At 70.6% G+C, this 18,385-nt stretch carries 16 protein-coding genes; 8 read left to right on the top strand and 8 right to left on the bottom strand.

Annotation, left to right across the window (positions count from 1 at the left end):
- Nucleotides 1-58: 58 nt before the first annotated feature.
- From ABTU82_RS03635 to ABTU82_RS03615, 5 genes are read right to left on the bottom strand one after another with little or no spacing between them, the layout of a single operon-like run.
- Entirely contained in the window at nucleotides 59-1,360 is a 1,302-nt protein-coding gene (locus ABTU82_RS03635) for a DUF58 domain-containing protein (RefSeq protein ID WP_407171785.1), read from the bottom strand.
- Nucleotides 1,361-1,368: 8 nt separating this feature from the next.
- On the bottom strand, nucleotides 1,369-2,349 hold the full coding sequence (locus tag ABTU82_RS03630; RefSeq protein WP_116646067.1) for an AAA family ATPase: 981 nt from the start codon (nucleotides 2,347-2,349) through the stop codon (nucleotides 1,369-1,371).
- Nucleotides 2,346-3,527 (bottom strand): DUF4350 domain-containing protein, encoded by a 1,182-nt coding sequence (locus ABTU82_RS03625; protein WP_116646068.1) that lies wholly within the window; start codon nucleotides 3,525-3,527, stop codon nucleotides 2,346-2,348. Before ABTU82_RS03625 ends, ABTU82_RS03630 begins: the two co-directional genes overlap by 4 nt.
- Nucleotides 3,524-4,189, bottom strand: a complete 666-nt coding sequence (locus tag ABTU82_RS03620; RefSeq protein ID WP_407171782.1) for a DUF4129 domain-containing protein — start codon at nucleotides 4,187-4,189, stop codon at nucleotides 3,524-3,526. Before ABTU82_RS03620 ends, ABTU82_RS03625 begins: the two co-directional genes overlap by 4 nt.
- On the bottom strand, nucleotides 4,186-5,424 hold the full coding sequence (locus ABTU82_RS03615) for a DUF7847 domain-containing protein (protein ID WP_116646070.1): 1,239 nt from the start codon (nucleotides 5,422-5,424) through the stop codon (nucleotides 4,186-4,188). The genes ABTU82_RS03620 and ABTU82_RS03615 overlap by 4 nt, the downstream gene beginning before the upstream one ends.
- A gap of 163 nt (nucleotides 5,425-5,587) precedes the next feature.
- Between ABTU82_RS03615 and mtrA the strand changes: the two genes are divergently transcribed.
- The 5 genes from mtrA (at nucleotide 5,588) to hpf (ending at nucleotide 11,182) form a co-directional block, all read left to right on the top strand.
- Nucleotides 5,588-6,268: an MtrAB system response regulator MtrA gene (gene mtrA, locus ABTU82_RS03610; RefSeq protein WP_116646071.1), complete on the top strand. Its 681-nt coding sequence runs from the start codon at nucleotides 5,588-5,590 to the stop codon at nucleotides 6,266-6,268.
- Between the two features lie 7 nt (nucleotides 6,269-6,275).
- Complete coding sequence (mtrB, locus tag ABTU82_RS03605; protein ID WP_116646072.1) at nucleotides 6,276-7,943, top strand: MtrAB system histidine kinase MtrB; 1,668 nt, start codon at nucleotides 6,276-6,278, stop codon at nucleotides 7,941-7,943.
- Nucleotides 7,940-9,640: an LpqB family beta-propeller domain-containing protein gene (locus ABTU82_RS03600; protein ID WP_116646073.1), complete on the top strand. Its 1,701-nt coding sequence runs from the start codon at nucleotides 7,940-7,942 to the stop codon at nucleotides 9,638-9,640. Before mtrB ends, ABTU82_RS03600 begins: the two co-directional genes overlap by 4 nt.
- A 94-nt stretch (nucleotides 9,641-9,734) precedes the next feature.
- On the top strand, nucleotides 9,735-10,373 hold the full coding sequence (locus ABTU82_RS03595) for a ComF family protein (protein WP_407171777.1): 639 nt from the start codon (nucleotides 9,735-9,737) through the stop codon (nucleotides 10,371-10,373).
- A 149-nt stretch (nucleotides 10,374-10,522) separates the two neighbouring features.
- Nucleotides 10,523-11,182: a ribosome hibernation-promoting factor, HPF/YfiA family gene (gene hpf, locus ABTU82_RS03590; RefSeq protein WP_121148980.1), complete on the top strand. Its 660-nt coding sequence runs from the start codon at nucleotides 10,523-10,525 to the stop codon at nucleotides 11,180-11,182.
- A 122-nt stretch (nucleotides 11,183-11,304) separates the two neighbouring features.
- Here the strand turns inward: hpf and ABTU82_RS03585 are convergent, their stop codons facing one another.
- On the bottom strand, nucleotides 11,305-12,618 hold the full coding sequence (locus ABTU82_RS03585) for a coiled-coil domain-containing protein (RefSeq protein WP_407171775.1): 1,314 nt from the start codon (nucleotides 12,616-12,618) through the stop codon (nucleotides 11,305-11,307).
- A 167-nt stretch (nucleotides 12,619-12,785) separates the two neighbouring features.
- On the opposite strand from ABTU82_RS03585, the gene secA reads away from it, so the two are divergent.
- Together secA and ABTU82_RS03575 are read left to right on the top strand one after the other, a co-directional pair.
- Nucleotides 12,786-15,596, top strand: coding sequence for a preprotein translocase subunit SecA (gene secA, locus ABTU82_RS03580; RefSeq protein ID WP_407171774.1), 2,811 nt, complete (start codon nucleotides 12,786-12,788; stop codon nucleotides 15,594-15,596).
- Nucleotides 15,597-15,661: 65 nt separating this feature from the next.
- Entirely contained in the window at nucleotides 15,662-16,888 is a 1,227-nt protein-coding gene (locus ABTU82_RS03575) for a pyridoxal phosphate-dependent aminotransferase (protein ID WP_116646078.1), read from the top strand.
- Nucleotides 16,889-16,890: 2 nt separating this feature from the next.
- Here the strand turns inward: ABTU82_RS03575 and ABTU82_RS03570 are convergent, their stop codons facing one another.
- Nucleotides 16,891-17,322 (bottom strand): Rv3235 family protein, encoded by a 432-nt coding sequence (locus ABTU82_RS03570; RefSeq protein ID WP_116646756.1) that lies wholly within the window; start codon nucleotides 17,320-17,322, stop codon nucleotides 16,891-16,893.
- Nucleotides 17,323-17,481: 159 nt separating this feature from the next.
- On the opposite strand from ABTU82_RS03570, the gene ABTU82_RS03565 reads away from it, so the two are divergent.
- The gene (locus ABTU82_RS03565; protein WP_116646079.1) at nucleotides 17,482-18,081 is read left to right on the top strand and encodes a hypothetical protein; all 600 of its coding nucleotides are present in this window, start codon (nucleotides 17,482-17,484) and stop codon (nucleotides 18,079-18,081) included.
- Between the two features lie 14 nt (nucleotides 18,082-18,095).
- On the opposite strand, the gene ABTU82_RS03560 is transcribed toward ABTU82_RS03565, so the two are convergent.
- The gene (locus tag ABTU82_RS03560) at nucleotides 18,096-18,377 is read right to left on the bottom strand and encodes a helix-turn-helix domain-containing protein (protein WP_205781190.1); all 282 of its coding nucleotides are present in this window, start codon (nucleotides 18,375-18,377) and stop codon (nucleotides 18,096-18,098) included.
- Nucleotides 18,378-18,385 lie beyond the last annotated feature (8 nt).

Genomic DNA, 18,385 nt, shown 5'->3' with positions numbered 1-18,385 from the left:
GCTCCGTATGACGGAGGGCGTATGCATTCGCCTCTTGCGGAATCTCCCCAGGGAGGGATCACAGACGCCCGGCCGCCTTCAGCGCCAGATATCGGTCGGCGACGAGCGGCGGAAGGGCCTCGGCGTCGGCCACGAGAGCCTCGCCCCCGGCGCGGCGGACGGCGCCCGCGACGCGCCCGGCATCGCGCCGTGCGCGCTCCACCGCGGCGGCGGCGTAGACGTCGGAGGCATCGTCGAAGGTCGGGTCCGACGCATCGGCGTCGGTGGCGGTGGCCACAAGGACGCGGGTGCGATCGGTGAGCCCGGAGAGACTGGCGAGGAACCCGCGGGCGGCGAGCGGCTCGTCGTGGGCGGTGAGCAGCACGACCAGCGACGGGCGACCCGTGAGTCGGCGCACCTGCGCGAACGCGGCATCCCAGTCGGTGTCGATGAGCTGCGGCTCGACCGGTGCCATGGCGTCGACCATCGCCGGCAGCAGCGCTGGGCCGTCGAGACGGGTCACCCGCCCTCGCACCGCGCGATCGAACAGCAGGAGATGGACGTGGTCGCCCGCGCGCACGGCGAGGGCGGCGAGCAGCAGGGCCGACTCCATCGCGGCGTCGAGGCGCACGCCGTCTCCCACGCGGGCGGCGGCCGTGCGCCCGGTGTCGATCACGATCACGATGTGGCGGTCGCGTTCGGGACGCCACGTGCGCAGCATGGTCGTGCCCGCCCGGGCGGTGGCACGCCAATCGATCGCACGCACGTCGTCGCCGCGGACGTACTCGCGCAGGGAGTCGAACTCCGTTCCCTGGCCGCGCACCTGCACGCTCGTGTTGCCGTCGAGTTCGCGCAGGCGCGCGAGGCGCGACGGCAGGTGGCGTCGCGACGTGAACGGCGGGAGCACGCGAACGTGGCCGGGGGCGTCGATCCACGCCTGACGGCCCGCAAGACCGAGCGGTCCGTTCGAGCGCACGGCCACTCCGTCGGTGCCGAGCTCGCCGCGACGCCGCGGCCGGAGGGCGATCGGCACCGATCGGCGCTCGCCCGGCGGGAGGTCGACGGTGGGGCGAGCGGCCGATGCACCGGCCGTCGGCTGCCACGCGTCGCGTACCCGGCCGCGCAGTCGGCGGACGCCGGCGTTCGTCAGGAGCAGCTCGGTGGCGAGCGGCTCCTCGCGCAGCACGCGCGAGGGGACGCGCCGTTCGACCGACACACGACGCGGATCGGCCGCAGCCGCAGCATCCGCCCCCATCGCCGCGACCGCGAGCAGCACCCACACGCCGGTGGCGGCCCACGGGCTCACCCCTGCGACAGAGAGCACCACGACGGGCACGACGCCGAGGGCGACGAGAAGAGCGAGACGACCGGTGACGAACATGCGCGCGATCAGATGGGGACGCGGGTCTGCTGGACGACGGACGACAGGATCGCGTCGACCGACACTCCTTCGATCTCGGCCTCCGGACGCAGCCGGATGCGGTGGCGCCACGTCGGTACGAGCATCGTCTGCACGTGGTCGGGGGTGATCGCGGGGTACCCGCCGAGCCACGCCCATGCCTTCGCCGCCGCGAGGAGGCCCGTCGAGGCGCGCGGGCTCACCCCCAGTTCGACGGAGGGGCTCTCGCGGGTCGCCCGGGCGAGGTCCACGACGTAGGCGAGCACGTCGTCGGCGACGGCGACGGATGCGGCGGCCTGGCGGGCGGCGAGGATCTGCGCCGGCGTGACGGCCGCCTGCACTCCGGCGTCGCCGAGTTCGCGCGGGTCGAAGCCGTTGGCGTGACGGCGGAGCACGGCGACCTCCGCATCGCGATCGGGCATTCCCACGACGAGCTTGAGCAGGAAGCGGTCGAGCTGCGCCTCGGGAAGGGTGTAGGTGCCCTCGTGCTCGACCGGATTCTGGGTGGCGGCGACGAGGAACGGCTCGGGGAGGGGGCGCGTGATGCCGTCGGTGGAGACCTGCCGCTCCTCCATGGCCTCCAGAAGCGCGGCCTGCGTCTTGGGCGGGGTGCGGTTGATCTCGTCGGCCAGCACGACGTTGGTGAAGACCGGCCCGGCGCGGAACTCGAATTCGCCGGTGCGCGCGTCGTACACGAGCGATCCCGACACGTCGCCGGGCATCAGGTCGGGCGTGAACTGGATGCGCTTCGTGTCGAGCCCGAGTGCGCGGCTGAACGAGCGGACGAGCAGCGTCTTCGCCACGCCCGGCACGCCCTCCAGCAGCACGTGGCCACCCGCCAGCAGGGCGATGAGCAGCCCGGTCACGGTGCCGTCCTGGCCGACCACGGCCTTGCCCACCTCGAGCCGCACGCGGTGCATCCCCTCGCGGAGGGCGGCGTCGTCGGATCCGACCGTCTCTTCGTGGCTCATGGGGTGTTCCTTTCGGGTCGAACGGCGGCGTGGACGCGCGCCTCGAGGTCGCGCAGGCGGGCGGCCCACTCGACGAGGTCGCCGTCGCTGCGCGGGGTGGTGTCGATGAGGATGCTGCGCACCGACGCGCGGTCGCTGCCCAGGCGCGCGGCGACGGCGTCGACGATGCTCTCGGGACGCGCGGTGACGGACAGACCGAGCGTGCGCGCGAGACGTTCGAGCGCACCGAGTCGCAGCTGGTCGAGAGCGTGCCCCGGATCGTGCGCACGGGCGTACAGGCGAGCGCGCCCGGCCGTCGTCTCCGAGGCCCGCACCATGACGGGCAGGTTCTCGACCACGAGCGGACCGAATCGGCGCCCGCGCCAGAACCCCGCGGCGACGGCGGCGAGCAGGAGCAGCACCAACGCCGGTGTCACCCAGCGCGGCGTCAACTCTCCGAGAGTGGGCGCGGCGGTGGACATGTCGGAGTCGGCGAGCGAAGGGACGTACCAGACGACGCGCGGATGCGCTCCGACGATGCCGAGGGCCAGAGCGGCGTTTCCGGCCTCGGCGAGCACGTCGTTCGCGAACATCGCCCGTCCGTCCACCGCCGTCACGCGCGTCGGCCCCGTCTCGCCGACGAGCAGGGCGAACCCCTCGTCGGACGGATAGCAGCCGGTGATGCCGTCGCCGGGGGTCATGAGCGAGCCGCCGATCACCCCTCCCGCGCGTTGGGCCACCGCGAGGTCGCAGGCGGGGGCGAGTTCGTCGGTGCCGGCCGATCCCGCGAGCTGTGCGCCGGGAAGGAGGAGGCGGAGGGTCCTGCTGCGCGGTTCGAGCATGACGACCTCACCGGCCGCCGATGCGAGCTCGGCGATCGCCTCGTCCGAGAGTGCGGGCGCGTCGGGCATGACCAGCGTCGCCTCGCCGTCGAGGGCGGCCAGCGCCGAGGCGCGATCGCGGGTCACGCGCACGTCGATGCCCTGGTCGACGAGGATGCGTGCGAGTGCGCCGGTGCCCGCAGGGCCCGCGGATTCCGGATCGAGGGCGTCGCGCTCGGCCCACCCGTCGCCGGCCAGCACCGTGCCGATCAGGGCCAGCGCGACCACCGCCGCGACGATCGCCCCCCACCCGAGCAGGGCGCGTCGGAGGCGGCTCGGTGGGGCGGCGACGCGGGTGCGCTCGGTCGTGACGGTCATGAGACGCCCGCCAGGGCCGGACGCGCGCGAGCGAGATCGTCGTCGAGGGCGCTGATCGCGCGGTAGGCGGTCTCGCTTCCGGGGCGCCGCAGGTACCGCACGTCGTCGAAGGCGGCGGCCGCCGCATCCATCCGCTGAGACTCGGCGGGGAAGACGAGCGCTGCCCGTCGTGCGAAACCGTGCACGGTCGTGCCGGCCGACACCTCGACGAGGGTGCGCTCGGCGAGCCCGCGGGCGAGCGCGCGGAAGCGCAGCACGATGGCGTCGTTCCACTCGCCGGCCGATGCGGCGGCGGCAGCGTCTCGACGCAGGTCGGCCGCCGTCCGTGCATCGGCGTCGCCGAACAGCGGCGTCGTGAGGGCGGGGAGGCGGGCGCTGCGCCGCGGCCGACCCCAGACGAGGAGTCCGGCCACGATGAGCACCGCGACGATCACGGCGACGACGATCGCGGCCACCGGCCCCCAGTCGCCCGTGAGCTGTCCGTTGAACAGGCCGCCGACGAACTCGACCACGGCGCGCGCGGCTCGATCGAGGAGGTTCGGCTCCGCCGCGGCGTATCGCGGGTCGGAGAGCTCGCGCTCAGCCCACTCGCGTGCGGCATCGCGGTCGGGCGAGAGCGGAGCCGCGGCGAGCACGTGGGTCAGGATCGCGGGGGCCGTCACGAGCCGTCGCCCGGCGCGGACCAGCGGGTCGGCGAGGGGTCGGCGGGCGCGGTCGGAGCCGGGGGAGCGGGGGGCGCGGCCTCGTTCGGCCCGGCTTGCGCGGGCGCGGGGCGGTCGTACCCCGGCGGGGGCGCGTACCCCTGCGGCGGAGCGTACCCCTGCGGCGGGTAGGGGTACTGCGCAGGTCGCGGGCCCACGGTGCGCCCGATGTTCTCGCGGTAGGGATCGGGCAGACCGGTTCCGCCGGCGTCCCTGCGCTCGACGTAGGTCTGCAGGTCGAGGTCGAGTCCCTCGTGCCGCATGCGGCAGTCGACGTAGATGAGAGCGGTCGCGGTGGACTGCACGATGACGGCCACGCACTGGACGAAGAGGGTGAGCACCTGCGTGAGCAGGGTGGACGCGATGTAGCCGATGATCGCTGTCGGCTCAGGATCGCCCGTGGGCGTCAGAGCGGTGGTGAACCCCAGGGAGATGAAGGAGGTCGGGATGCTGATGAGCTGTGCGATCGCGCCGAAGGTGAACGAGATGATCACCACGATGCCGAGGGTCGGCCAGAACCGCCCGCGGGTGAGCCGCCACGACCGGACGATCGCCGTGCGGATGCTCGCGTGCTCGAGGATGATGACCGCCGGCACCAGCAGAAGTTTCGTGGTGAGCCAGAGCGACAGCGGGATCGCTCCGAGGACGGCGAGGATGCCGCCCAGGATCGCCAGCGGGAGCACCGCGACACCGACCGCGAACAGCAGCCCGCCGACGACCGCGATGGCGATCAGAGCCGCCAGCGTCACGAGGAAGGTGTAGCCGATGAGGCGCCACGCGACCGGCTTCACGCGTCGCCAGATCTCGCCGAGGGTGGGCTTCTCGGCCACGACGGCCGAGGCGACCTCGCTCACCACGACACCCTGAACGATGACTCCGAGGGCGGCGGTGGCGAGACCGAGGACGAAGCCGGTGATGCCCGTCGCGGCGATCGATCCGATCATCACGGCGTCGTAGTCGTCGGTTCCCGACGGGATGGTCTCCAGACGCGAGAACGACGCGAACGCCACCCCGCCCGTGGCGACGATGAGCACGATGTAGGAGACGACCTGCACGCACAGCGCGAAGCCCAGAAGCACCTTCGGGTTCTGCCGGAGTGCCACGAACGAGCGGCCGAGGATCGTGCCGAAGCCGAAGGGGTGCAGCGGGACGATGCCCGGTCTCGGGGCGGGGCTCCAGGCCGGATACGCGGTCACGGTCGGTGCCTCCTCGTGCTGCGGCGGTCGTCCCATCGTGTCATACGCCACGCGGCGGATGCGGCTACCTCTCCGACACGTCGACTACTCTGTGGGGAGCGCACGGGGAGGCTGATGCGCGGGCCCATGGCGCCTGGGCCGGACGCGGGAGGGCGAAGCGCATATGACTTCACGGATCCTGGTGGTCGACGACGACACCGCACTCGCCGAGATGATCGGCATCGTGCTGAGCACCGAGGGATTCGAGACGGCCTTCTGCGCGGACGGAGCGCAGGCCGTCGACGCCTGGCGGCGCGAGCGGCCCGATCTGATCCTGCTCGACCTCATGCTCCCCGGGATGGACGGCATCGAGATCTGCACCCGCGTGCGTGCGGAATCGGGCGTGCCCATCATCATGCTGACCGCCCGCACCGACACCGCCGACGTGGTGAAGGGGCTCGAGTCGGGCGCCGACGACTACATCATGAAGCCCTTCAACCCGAAGGAGCTCGTCGCGCGCATCCGCACGCGTCTGCGCCCCGCAGGCCAGCCGAGCAGCGAGACCCTACGCATCGGCGATCTCACCGTCGACGTCGCAGCGCACGAGGTGCGCCGCGGCGACGCCCCGATCGGACTGACCCCGCTCGAGTTCGAACTCCTCGTCGCGCTGGCGTCGAAACCGCAGCAGGTGTTCTCCCGCGAGATGCTCCTGGAGCAGGTGTGGGGCTACCACTACAAGGCCGACACCCGCCTGGTGAACGTCCACGTGCAGCGCCTCCGCGCCAAGGTCGAGAACGACCCCGACAACCCGCGCATCGTCACCACCGTGCGCGGCGTCGGATACCGCGCCGGGGCGGTCGTGTGAGGCCCTGATGACCGGCCCGGTCATCACCTCGACGGTGCGCGTCATCCGCGACTGGCGGGCGTGGCCGACGCGACTGGCGACGCTGTGGCGTCGTTCGCTGCGATTCCGCACGGTGCTGCTGACGGTAGGACTGACGGCTCTCGCCATCCTCGTGGCGTGCGTCGGCATGGCCCTCGCGATCCAGAACGACCTCTTCCAATCGCGGCTGAACCAGGTGCTCGAGAGCTCCCAGAACGCCACGATCGCGGCGCAGAAGACGCTCGAATCGACCGTGGACACCGGTGAGAGCGCGGTGGCGAGGCAGAACCTCCTGACCAGCATCCAGCAGCCTCTGCTGCAGCAGGCCTCGAGCGACGTGTTCGCCTTCTACCGCATCGGCACCGACATCTCACCGCTCGCGCCCCAGAACCAGACGTCTCGCGGGTTCGACGAGAGCATCCTGTCGTCGGGGCTCCGCGAGCAGGTGCAGAACGGCGACAGCGGCTCGCAGTGGTGGCAGTCGGTGCCCCTTCCGACGTCGGGCGGCGGCACGGTTCCCGGCATCGTGGTCGGCCAGCAGCTCGAGATCCCCGACGTCGGGCCCTACGAGCTCTACCTCGCCTACGACTTCGCCAGTCCCGCTCAGACCCTCTCGTTCGTGCAGTTCGTGCTGTGGATGGTCGGCATCGTGCTGCTCATCCTCATCGGCGGCATCGCCTGGTACGTGCTGCGCTCGGTGACGACCCCCATCGGCGAGGCCGCCGACACGAGCGCGAAGCTCGCGTCGGGCGACCTCGGGGTGCGACTGGACGTCCGGGGCGACGACGAGCTGGCCACACTCGGGCGTTCGTTCAATGCGATGGCCGACAGCATCCAATCGCAGATCAAGGAGCTCGCCGACCTCTCGCTCGTGCAGCAGCGATTCGTCTCCGACGTCTCGCACGAGTTGCGTACCCCGCTGACGACGATCCGTCTCGCAGCCGACATGCTCAACGATCGCCGTGACGACTTCGACCCCGCGACGGCGCGGGCGGCCGAGCTGCTCCACGCCCAGGTGCAGCGCTTCGAGACGCTGCTGACAGACCTCCTCGAGATCAGCCGGTACGACGCCGGGTCGGTGCAGCTCGAGCTCGAGCCCACGAGCCTGGCCCACCTCGCCGAAGACGTCATCGCCTCGATGTCGCAGCTCGCCCAGCAGCACGGATCGGACGTCCGGCTCGTGGCGCCCGGCGGCTACTCGCCGGTCGAGATGGACCCGCGTCGCATTCGACGCATCGTGCGCAACCTGCTCGGCAACGCCATCGAGCACGGTGAGGGACGACCGATCGTGATCACGGTCGACAGCGATCAGCGCACCGTCGCCCTCGGCGTGCTCGACTACGGTATGGGGATGCTGCCGGCCGACGCCGAGCGCGTCTTCGACCGGTTCTGGCGCGCCGACCCCTCTCGCAAACGCACGATCGGCGGCACCGGTCTCGGGCTCTCGATCGCCCTGGGAGACGCGCGTCTGCACGGCGGCACCCTGGCGGTGTGGTCGGAGCCGGGCCGGGGATCGCACTTCGTGCTGACGCTGCCGCGCGACGGCTCGCACGTGGAGGGCTCGCCCATTCCGCTCGCGCCGCGGGAGGGCGAGGCCGCCCCGTTCGGTGCGCTGGGACTCACCCAGCCCATCCACGTCTCGGACGGTGCCTCGTGAGGCGCGTCATCGCCGCGCTCGCGGTGGGGATGCTGCTGCTCCTGGCCGGCTGCACGGGGCTGCCGACCTCGGGGCCGGTGCAGCCGGGACTCCTTCCTCGCGAGGCCGACGACTCGCCGCCGTTCGACCTCGTCCCCGATCCGCCGCAGGCCGGCGCGTCGCCCCAGCAGATCGTCGACGGGTTCCTGCGTGCCGGCGTCGGCGCGCAGAACGACTGGAAGACCGCTCGCGAATACCTCACGACGGACTTCGCGCCCCAATGGCAGCCGAGGTCGGTGACGATCGACCGACTCAGCGAGCGGGCCGCCGCGCCCTCATCGCCGTCCCCGACGCCGTCGCAAGGGTCCGACTCCGTCGAGATCACCCAGCGCGTGACCGCGGAGGCGTTCGTCTCGGAGACGGGGGAGTACACACCCGCCGACGGCAGACCGATCTCGCTGGCATTCCACCTGGTGCAGACCGACGAGGGCTGGCGCATCGACCGCGCCCCGAACGGCATCGTGCTCTACCAGGAGGTCTTCGCGAGCGTCTTCCGGCCGGCGTCGATCATGTACTTCGATCCGACCTACACCTACCTCGTGCCCGATGAGCGGTGGTTCCCGAACACCCTCATCGCGGCGAGGGTCGCCCAGGCCCTCGTCGACGGCCCGCCGAGCGAGTGGCTGGCGCGGGGCATCGCCAACGCCTTCCCCGAGAACGTGACCCTCGCCAGCAGCGCCGTGCCGCTCGAAGACGGCGGCACCACCGCGCAGGTCGAGTTCACCCCGGCCGTCCTCGCGCTCGACGATCTCACCCTCAATCGCATGCAGACCCAGCTCGAGAAGAGCCTCGAGACGGTCGGCGTCGCCGAGGTGCAGATGAACGTCGGCACGACGCCCGTCACGGCGCAGGCCGTCGCCGTGCGCTCCACCCGCGTGAACTCCAACCCCCTCGTCGAGATCGCCGGGGGTGAGTTCGGGTTCCTCAGCTCGAACACCGTGGAGGCCGTCCCGGGCATCTCCGGTGCCGTGCGCGAGATCGACGCCGCATCCGTCGTCCTCGCCGCCGACCGTCGCACCGCTGCCGTCCAGAACACGGACGGCGCGATCCTGCGTGCGTTCGCGGACGGCACGTACGAGGTTCTCGACGGCAGCTCCGTCGACCTCGTCGTGCCGTCGCTCGACACGCAGGGAGCGGTGTGGTCGGCATCGGCGAGCAACCCCGACGCCTTCACGGTGTACCCCCTGGAGGGCGAGCCCGTCGCGGTGTCGGCCTCTCTCTGGACGAGCGCCGTCGAGATCGCGGCGTTCCAGGTCTCGCGCGACGGGACGCGGCTCGCCGCCCTGGTGCTCACCAGCGACCGCACCGAGGTGTGGGTCGCCGCCATCACGCGCGAAGGCGGGGTGCCCGTCGCCGTCGGCGAACCGCAGGTGCTCGCCACCACGTCGTCGCTGGGACTCGACCTTGCCTGGCTCGACGACGTCAGCGTGGGGGTGCTCCTCGCCTCGGAGCAGGGATCGACCGTGCTGCTGCAGCCGGTGGGCGGGCGAGGGTCGTCCAACGCGGTGACGTCCGACGCCGTGAGCATCTCGGGCGGCAACTCCAGCGTCCGCCTGCGGACCTTCGACGGAGCGCTGCTCATCCAGCGTGGCGCGAACTGGGAGGAAGCAGCCGGCGACATCGCTGTACTCGGCGTTCAGCAGGGCTCGGCGGAGTAACCCGTCTCCTCCCCAGGCGGGCGGGAGGCAGCATCCGTTCTCGCCTGCGTGCCCGGGGCGCTTCCGCGCAGGCTGGACGCGCGACGATGACGCGATGGACTCCGCTGTCATCCGGCGCGCGCTCGCCGACGCGCTCGCCTTCGTCCTCCCCGTCGAGTGCGCCGGGTGCGGGGCCGAAGACCTGGCCCTGTGCGCCGAGTGCCTCGCCGCGCTCGAGCCCGAGCCGCATAGCCGCGTGATCGACGGCGTGGCGGTCTGGAGCGGTGTGCGCTTCGAGGGCAGAGCTGCCCGCGTCGTGCGCACGCTGAAGGAGGAGGGGCGCACGGCCCTCGCACGCCCGCTCGGGGCGGCTCTCGGCGCGGCGCTCGCCGTCCTCCCCGCGGGCGCCGCGTTCGTTCCGGTTCCGACCTCGACCGCGTCGATGCGACGACGCGGATACCGCGTGCCCGAGCTGCTGCTGCGCCGAGCGGGGGTTCCCGTCGACAGGGCTCTGCGCATCGTGAGGGCCACGGGCGACCAGCGCGCGCTGGGCATCGACGAGCGCCGAGCGAATGTCGAGCACAGTCTGGTCGCGCGGGGGGTCGCGGGCCGCCGGGTGATCGTGGTGGACGACGTCGTCACGACCGGCGCGACCCTCGGCGAGGCCGTCCGGGCCCTGCGCACGGCAGGAGCCGACGTGGTGGGAGCGGCGACGGCCGCGGCGACGCCGAGGCGTCGCGAGGGCCTTCGCTAGGCGAATCCGATGAGGTTCATCGCATCCGAGTTTCGTGCGTGACAGGCCCGGTCGTCACGACTACGGTGGGGGGACTAGCAAGGCGACGGACCGTTCGCCCTTGGCACCGAACAAGCCGATTGGGCGAACCCGGAACAAGGAGGTCACGGATGGACACCAACATCGTCGGCGTGGGAGTAGGGATCACGGAACGATTCCGAACAGTCGTCGAAGAGAAGGCCTCACGCATCGAAACCCTCGCGCCGCGCGCGCAGGGCCTCGAAGTGAAAGTCACCCATCGCGCCTATCACAACGGGCGGATGGAAGACGAGACCGTCGAGCTCACCCTCGGCGGTAAGGGTCCGGTCGTACGGGCCGAAGCAACGGACGGCGACAAGTTCACCGCCCTCGATCTCGCCGTCGACAAGATGGCCGAGCAGTTGCGTCGAGCCAAAGACAAGCGCGTCGACGCGCGCAACCACCCGCGGGGTGCGAAGTTCGAGAAGGAGAGCGGATCGCTCGCGGGCATCGACATCGAGCCCGCTTCCGCCGAGCTGCTGCACGCCGTCGCGACGGGTGAGGTGCCCGTCGTCCAGGCGGACGACGAGGCCGACTACACGCCGGTCGTCATCCGAACGAAGCAGTTCGACGCCGAGTGGATGACGGTCGAGGAGGCCGTCGACCGGATGGAGCTCGTCGGACACGACTTCTTCCTCTTCGTCGACGCCCGCTCCGATCACCCGAGTGTCGTCTACCGCCGCAAGGGCTGGGACTACGGCGTGATCTCCCTCGAGACGCAGGCCGCTCCGGAGGCACGCGCAGCATCCTGACGTCCCCCTGACGAAGACCGCGAGACCCGATCCGACCGGCGAGACCCTGGCTTTCTGTCAGGGTCTCGCCGCGGAGATCGGGTCTCGCGGTCTGTGGGCGAGCGGATGCTGCGACGAGCCGATCAGCCGTCGAACATGTCGCCGAGCAGCGACCCGATGACGAGGCCGCCGAGCATGCCGCCGACCATGTTGCCGCCGCCCATGCCGCCGCCGCGTCCACCGCCGCGGCCTCCGCCCCACCCGTCGCCGCCCCAGTCGTTCGGGCGCGAGGAGTCGATGTCGTTCTGCGCGAGCTGGAGGGCCTCCGACGCCAGGGCGGCCACCCGCCGGGCCTGCGCGATCGTGCGCTCGCGCGCCTCCTCGTCGATCGGGCCGAGGGGGATCTCCGCGCGGAGGCGCTCGGCCTCCGCGAAGCGCGTGCGCGCGTCTGCTCCGATCCAGCCGCGGTGGCCGGAGATGATGCTGCGGGCCACCGTGAGCTGTCGATCGGCGTCGTCGACGGCGTGGGTCACGTGGGTCTGGGGGATGACCGGCCGCGAGGCGCGCTCGCGGGCGGCGTCGAGCTCGGTGTTCGCCTGACGCAGTCGCGAGAGCGCGCCGAACGGGTCGTCGCGCACTCCGCCGGCCGGGAGCTCGGCCAGGGCCCTCTCAAGCGCCACCATCGCTTCGCGGACGGCCGGGGTCTGCGGACCGCTGCGCGCATCGACCAGGTCGCCACGGGAGTCCTCGACCACGGCGGCGAGCGTCGACTCGGCGCGCAGGGCCTCGATCTCGTAGGAGTCGATGGCGTCGAGCAGCGACTCGGCACGGCGTATCGACTCCGTCGCCGCCTCGAGGGCGACCCCGGCCTGCTCGCGCTGGCCGGCCTCGCGACGGCGCTCCGACACGTCGGTGGTGTGACCGGCGAAGCTGAGCAGCTGCTCGATCTCCTCGGGGTTGCCCGAGATCTGCTGCAGCGCTGCGGGGCTGTATCTGGTCGACAGCCGCTGCACGGCATCCCGGGCGGCGGGCACCCGCAGTGAGAGGCGTTCGCGGTCGGCGCGCACTCGTTCGAGCACCTCGGGCGCGCGACGCACTTTCTCGATCGCGCCCTGCAGCACCGCGGTGCGCTCCTCGAGCAGGTCTTCGGCCCACTCGGAGAGCTGGATGATGCGGGCGTTGCGGGTGCGGAGCTCCTCCGGGGTGTCGGGGATCTCATCGTGATTGAGCTGGTGGAGGTGGAACGCCTCACTCAGGTGGGTCTTCACGGAGTCGAGGGCGTTGCGCAGGTCTGCGGTGGCCGACTCGCCGAGTTCGGCGACCGCGAAGTCGAGCTCATCCGCGGTCAGGCGCACCCGCTCATCGGCCGCGACGATCGCCATCTCGGCTCGCCGCATCAGGTCGGCATCCGCCGCATCCTGCTCTTCGCGCTTGCGTTTTCCCCAGAACCCGGCCATGTTCCGATCCTACGATCCCGGTGCGGTGTCGAAGCCGACTGTTCGCCGTGGGCGCGCAGTGGACGTGCGCACCCTGGTTCCTCCGAGGTCACGAACGGATAACATGGGCGTCATATGCCTGTTCGCAGGCGGGCCTTCGCGCCGCACCCGACAGATGGAGATCCTCCGTGGCCAATCCTCTCGAGAAACTGCTCCGCGCCGGAGAGGGGCGCATCCTCCGCCGGCTCCAGCAGGTGGTCAAAGCGGTCAACGCACTCGAAGACGACTACGCGCAGCTGACCGATGACGAACTGCGCGGCGAGACCGCGGAGCTGCGATCGCGTCACGAAGCGGGCGAGACGCTCGACCAGCTCATGCCGGAGGCGTTCGCCGCGATCCGCGAGGCGGCCAAGCGCACCCTCGGCCAGCGTCCCTACGACGTGCAGATCATGGGCGGCGCGGCCCTGCACCTCGGCAACATCGCCGAGATGAAGACCGGTGAGGGCAAGACCCTGACGGCGACGTTCGCGGTCTACCTCAACGCGATCGCCGGCAAGGGCGTCCACGTCATCACGGTCAACGACTTCCTGGCGAGCTACCAGTCCGAGCTCATGGGCCGCGTCTACCGCGCGCTGGGCATGACCACGGGCGTCATCGTCGCCGGTCAGACGCCGCAGGTGCGCCGCGAGCAGTACGCGGCCGACATCACGTACGGCACGAACAACGAGTTCGGGTTCGACTACCTCCGCGACAACATGGCGTGGCGCAAGGAAGACCTCGTGCAGCGCGAGCACTTCTTCGCGATCGTCGACGAGGTCGACTCGATCCTCATCGACGAGGCGCGCACCCCGCTGATCATCTCCGGTCCTTCGTCGGGCGAGGCCAACCGCTGGTTCGCCGAGTTCGCGAAGATCTCTCGCACTCTCGAGGTCGGTGTCGACTACGAGGTCGACGAGAAGAAGCGCACGATCGGTGTGCTCGAGCCCGGTATCGAGAAGGTCGAGGACTACCTCGGCATCGACAACCTCTACGAGTCGGCCAACACCCCGCTCATCTCGTTCCTCAACAACTCGATCAAGGCGCTCGCGCTGTTCAAGCGCGACAGCGACTACGTCGTGATGAACGACGAGGTCATGATCGTCGACGAGCACACCGGCCGCATCCTCGTGGGTCGCCGGTACAACGAGGGCATCCACCAGGCCATCGAGGCCAAGGAGAACGTGCCGGTCAAGGCCGAGAACCAGACCCTCGCCACGGTGACGCTGCAGAACTACTTCCGTCTCTACGACAAGCTCGCGGGCATGACAGGTACGGCCGAGACCGAGGCCGCGGAGTTCATGTCGACCTACAAGCTCGGCGTGGTGCCCATCCCCACGAACAAGCCGATGGTCCGCAAGGACCAGTCCGACCTCGTCTACAAGAACGAGACGGCCAAGTTCGCCCAGGTGGTCGAAGACATCGCGGAGCGCCACGAGACCGGCCAGCCGGTGCTCGTCGGAACCACCAGCGTCGAGAAGAGCGAGTACCTCTCGCGGCTGCTGGCGAAGAAGGGCATCAAGCACGAGGTGCTCAACGCGAAGAACCACGCGCGCGAGGCCGAGATCGTCGCTCGTGCCGGGCGTCTGGGCGCGGTCACGGTCGCCACGAACATGGCCGGTCGCGGTACCGACATCATGCTCGGCGGCAACGCCGAGTTCCTCGCCGTGCAGGAGATGAAGGCCAAGGGCCTCGACCCCGTCGAGACCCCCGAGGCGTACGAGTCGGAGTGGGACACGGTCTACCAGGGCACGAAGGACGTGGTCTCGGAGGAGGCCGCCAAGGTCGTCGAGGCCGGGGGTCTCTACGTGCTCGGTACCGAGCGGCACGAGTCGCGCCGCATCGACAACCAGCTGCGCGGTCGCTCGGGCCGTCAGGGCGACCCCGGCGAGAGCCGCTTCTACCTCTCTCTGACCGACGACCTCATGCGCCTGTTCCAGTCGGGTGCGGCGGAGGCGATCCTCGCCCGTACGAACTTCCCCGACGACGTCGCGATCGAATCGACCATGGTCTCGCGCGCGATCCGCAGCGCTCAGACCCAGGTCGAGGCGCGCAACGCCGAGGTGCGCAAGAACGTGCTGAAGTACGACGACGTCCTCAACCGCCAGCGTGAGGCGATCTACGCCGATCGTCGCCAGATGCTGCACGGCGACGACATCGCCGGGCGCGTCGAGCACTTCATCGAAGACGCCATCAGCACGGTGATCGACGACCACACCGGCAGCGGCCACACCGAGAGCTGGGACTTCGACGCGCTCTGGACCGAGCTGAAGACGATGTACCCCGTCTCGGTCACCATCGACGAGGTCGTCGCCGAAGCCGGCAACAAGGGCCGGGTGACGGCGGCCGGTCTCAAGCGCGAGATCCTCTCCGACGCGATGATCGCGTACAAGAACCGCGAGGAGACACTGGGCGCGCCCGCCATGCGCGAGCTCGAGCGTCGCGTCGTGCTCCAGGTGCTCGACCGCCGCTGGCGCGACCACCTCTACGAGATGGACTACCTCAAGGACGGCATCGGCCTGCGCGCGATGGCACAGCGCGACCCGCTCATCGAGTACCAGCGCGAGGGGTACCAGATGTTCCAGTCGATGATGGACCAGATCAAGGAGGAGTCCGTCGGATACCTCTACAACCTCGAGGTCGAGGTGCGTCGCGCCGAAGGCGACGAGGCCGAGGTCGAGGCCAAGGGTCTCGCCGCGCCGCCGGTGGAGGGTCAGCGCCTGGAGTACTCCGCCGCGAACGACGCCGGCGAGGTCGAGGTGCGCAACGACCGCGGGCAGGTGCAGCAGGCGGCGACGAACCGCGTGCGTCAGGCAGCGGCCGCGGCATCCGTGCCCTCCGCAGCGCCCGTCGCCGAGGCGCCGCGCGGTGCCTTCGGACAGCGCACCGACGGCGGCCAGGGTGCTCCGTCGGCTGCCCCGCAGAACCGTGCGGAGCGGCGGGCCGCCCCGAAGAAGAAGTGACCGCGGCCCCGGACCGGTCCACGCGATGAGCATTGGCCGGTTCGGGGCGGGTTTATTCTGACTGGATGACCTCGCCACGCTCGCTCGACCAGTCGTCGAAGCTGAAAGACGTCCTCTACGAGATCCGTGGTTCGGCGCTCATCGAGGCCGACCGGCTCGAGAGCGAGGGGCACCGCATCCTCAAGCTGAACACCGGCAACCCGGCCGTGTTCGGCTTCGAAGCACCCTTCCAGATCGTGCGCGACATGATCGACGCCGTTCCGCATGCCCACGGCTACAGCGACAGCAAGGGCATCATGTCGGCGCGCCGCGCGGTCGTCTCGCGGTACGAGCAGGTGCCCGGATTCCCGCTGTTCGATCCCGATGACGTGTACCTCGGCAACGGTGTGTCCGAGTTGATCACGATGGTCATGCAGGCGCTTCTCGACGAGGGCGATGAGGTGCTCATCCCGGCACCCGACTACCCGCTCTGGACGGCGATGACGAGCCTCGGCGGCGGTACGCCGGTGCACTACATCTGCGACGAGCTCGACGGGTGGCAGCCCGATCTCGACGACATCCGGTCGAAGATCACCCCGCGCACCAAGGCGATCGTCATCATCAACCCGAACAACCCGACGGGTGCGGTCTACTCGCGGGAGGTGCTGGAGGGGATCGCTGCCGTCGCGCGCGAGCATTCGCTGCTGCTCCTCGCCGACGAGATCTACGACCGCATCCTCTTCGACGACGCGCAGCACATCCCGCTCGCGACCGTCGCGCCCGACCTGCTGTGCCTCACCTTCAACGGGTTGTCGAAGACCTATCGGGTGGCGGGGTTCCGGTCGGGCTGGCTCGTCATCACCGGTCCGAAGGACCACGCCAAGGGGTTCATCGAGGGAATCACCCTCCTCGCCTCGACCCGTCTGTGTCCGAACGTGCCGGCGCAGTACGCCGTTCAGGCGGCGCTCTCGGGGGTGCAGTCGATCGACGCGCTCATCGCGCCGACGGGTCGGCTCCATGAGCAGCGGGATGCGGCGTGGCAGGGCCTCGAGGCGATCCCCGGTGTCTCCTGCGTGATGCCGCAGGGAGCGCTCTACGCCTTCCCGCGGTTCGACCCGGAGGTCTACGAGATCCCCGACGACGGAAAGTTCGTCCACGACTTCCTCATCGCCGAGCACGTGCTCCTCGTGCAGGGCACGGGGTTCAACTGGCCGACGCCCGATCACGTCCGCATCGTGACGCTGCCGGAGGCGCGGGTTCTGACCGACGCGATCGAGCGGCTCGGCAACTTCCTCTCCTCCTACCGCCCCTAGCGTCACAGGAGGGCGAGCGACGTCGCCCTCCAGCGACGGTCCATCCCCTCCAGCCGGATGGCCACGGCGCGGGTGCGCGCCGGGCCCGCGACGATCACGACCGCCTCGACGACTCCGTCGGCGGGCACGCACTCGCGCACGGACAGGATCCGGTGAACCGGGCGCGCGGCGGGCACCCCTCGTGCGCTGCGGGCCCGGGTGGCGAGGTTGGCGCGCGTCAGGAGGCTGCGGTAGGCATCTTCGGTGAGCCAGCGCGAGAGCTGCTCGATCTCACGGACGCCGGCCAGCACCTCGAGGACGCCCAGCGTGAGGTTGCGCAGCAGCGGTGCGGGGGCGGGCAGATCACTGGAGCGAGTGGGCTGGGGAGCGAAGTACTCGTCGATCTCCAGTGATCGAACCGTGAGGGGGAATGCGCGGGCAGTGCTCGTAGACATCGGTGCCATCAGTGCGCCTATCTCGACCGGGGGGGTGTCGTTGAGTCCAGCGGGGAACTTTCCGCTCAGTACAGCACAACATCTCCTACGGCTGCCGAACTTTTTCGGGATGTGGATAAGAGGCCGGGGCTGCTTCGAGGCTGCCCTAACGTCGGCGTCATGCGATGGGACCGTTTCTTCGAAGACATCGAAGATCAGCTGGAGTCGGAGTGGGAGGCCGAGCGCGCCGCTCTCGACAGCGAAGCGGAGCGCCTGCGGCTGTCGAAGCTGACCCTCCACGAACGTGTCGCCGCGATGGTCGGCGCCGACGCCTCCGCAGCGCTCGAACTCGTCGACGGCACCGTGCTCGATGCCCCCGTCACCGCTCTCGGAGCGGACTGGCTGCTCGTGTCTCCCTGGCAGACCCGCGCCGGAGCCGCGCTCGTCCCGCTGGCCTCCGTGACGGCTGTGCGCATGTCTCACGCCGAGCTTCTGCGCACCGCGCGGCCCGTCGGCGCGACCGCGAAGGCGCCCGTCTCCCGCCGCGCGACGTTCGGGTTCGCGGTGCGCGATCTCGTGCGCCGCCGGGCGGGGGTCAGCATCCACGCGACGTCCGCGCGCGTGTTCTCGGGGACGATCGACCGGGCGGGCGCCGACCACCTCGATCTCGCACTGCACGACCCGGGCTCGCCGCGCCGTCGCGCGGACGTCTCGGCGTACCGGATCATCCCCTTCGCCTCGGTCGCCTGGATCGGCATCGTCGCGCCGATCGCGGTGTGAGCGAGGGGACTCGGTCAGTCGGGGTTGCGCACGCTTCCTCGGCCCCAGAGCTCGGGGAAGCTGGCGGCGTTCGATTGGCGCCAGAGCGCCATCCGCCGCGCCTCCTCCGCCTGATCGTCGAGGTACCCCCCGACGCTGTCCTCGTCGACTCGCCATCTCGCGGGCGTGCCGACGCGGGCGCCTCGAAGGCGTCCGTCGTGGACGAGCGCGATGACCTCCTCGACGGTCACATCGAGCAGTTCGGCCACCTGCGACGGCGCGAGCATCCGCGCGCCGGTCGGGGGGACATCTGGCATGTCTTCAT

This window comes from Microbacterium deferens (genome assembly GCF_045517775.1).
Classification (GTDB): Bacteria; Actinomycetota; Actinomycetes; order Actinomycetales; family Microbacteriaceae; genus Microbacterium.
Note: the sequence above shows the minus strand (reverse complement) of the source record. Positions and strands in the feature narration are given on the sequence as shown.

What these genes read in the sequence shown, in the direction of transcription:
- ABTU82_RS03635 (WP_407171785.1), bottom strand. Translation starts at nt 1,360, where the DNA reads ATGTTCGTCACCGGTCGTCTCGCTCTTCTCGTCGCCCTCGGCGTCGTG.
- ABTU82_RS03630 (WP_116646067.1), bottom strand. Translation starts at nt 2,349, where the DNA reads ATGAGCCACGAAGAGACGGTCGGATCCGACGACGCCGCCCTCCGCGAG.
- ABTU82_RS03625 (WP_116646068.1), bottom strand. Translation starts at nt 3,527, where the DNA reads ATGACCGTCACGACCGAGCGCACCCGCGTCGCCGCCCCACCGAGCCGC.
- mtrA (WP_116646071.1), top strand. Translation starts at nt 5,588, where the DNA reads ATGACTTCACGGATCCTGGTGGTCGACGACGACACCGCACTCGCCGAG.
- mtrB (WP_116646072.1), top strand. Translation starts at nt 6,276, where the DNA reads ATGACCGGCCCGGTCATCACCTCGACGGTGCGCGTCATCCGCGACTGG.
- ABTU82_RS03595 (WP_407171777.1), top strand. Translation starts at nt 9,735, where the DNA reads ATGGACTCCGCTGTCATCCGGCGCGCGCTCGCCGACGCGCTCGCCTTC.
- hpf (WP_121148980.1), top strand. Translation starts at nt 10,523, where the DNA reads ATGGACACCAACATCGTCGGCGTGGGAGTAGGGATCACGGAACGATTC.
- ABTU82_RS03585 (WP_407171775.1), bottom strand. Translation starts at nt 12,618, where the DNA reads ATGGCCGGGTTCTGGGGAAAACGCAAGCGCGAAGAGCAGGATGCGGCG.
- ABTU82_RS03575 (WP_116646078.1), top strand. Translation starts at nt 15,662, where the DNA reads ATGACCTCGCCACGCTCGCTCGACCAGTCGTCGAAGCTGAAAGACGTC.
- ABTU82_RS03570 (WP_116646756.1), bottom strand. Translation starts at nt 17,322, where the DNA reads ATGTCTACGAGCACTGCCCGCGCATTCCCCCTCACGGTTCGATCACTG.
- ABTU82_RS03565 (WP_116646079.1), top strand. Translation starts at nt 17,482, where the DNA reads ATGCGATGGGACCGTTTCTTCGAAGACATCGAAGATCAGCTGGAGTCG.
- ABTU82_RS03560 (WP_205781190.1), bottom strand. Translation starts at nt 18,377, where the DNA reads ATGCCAGATGTCCCCCCGACCGGCGCGCGGATGCTCGCGCCGTCGCAG.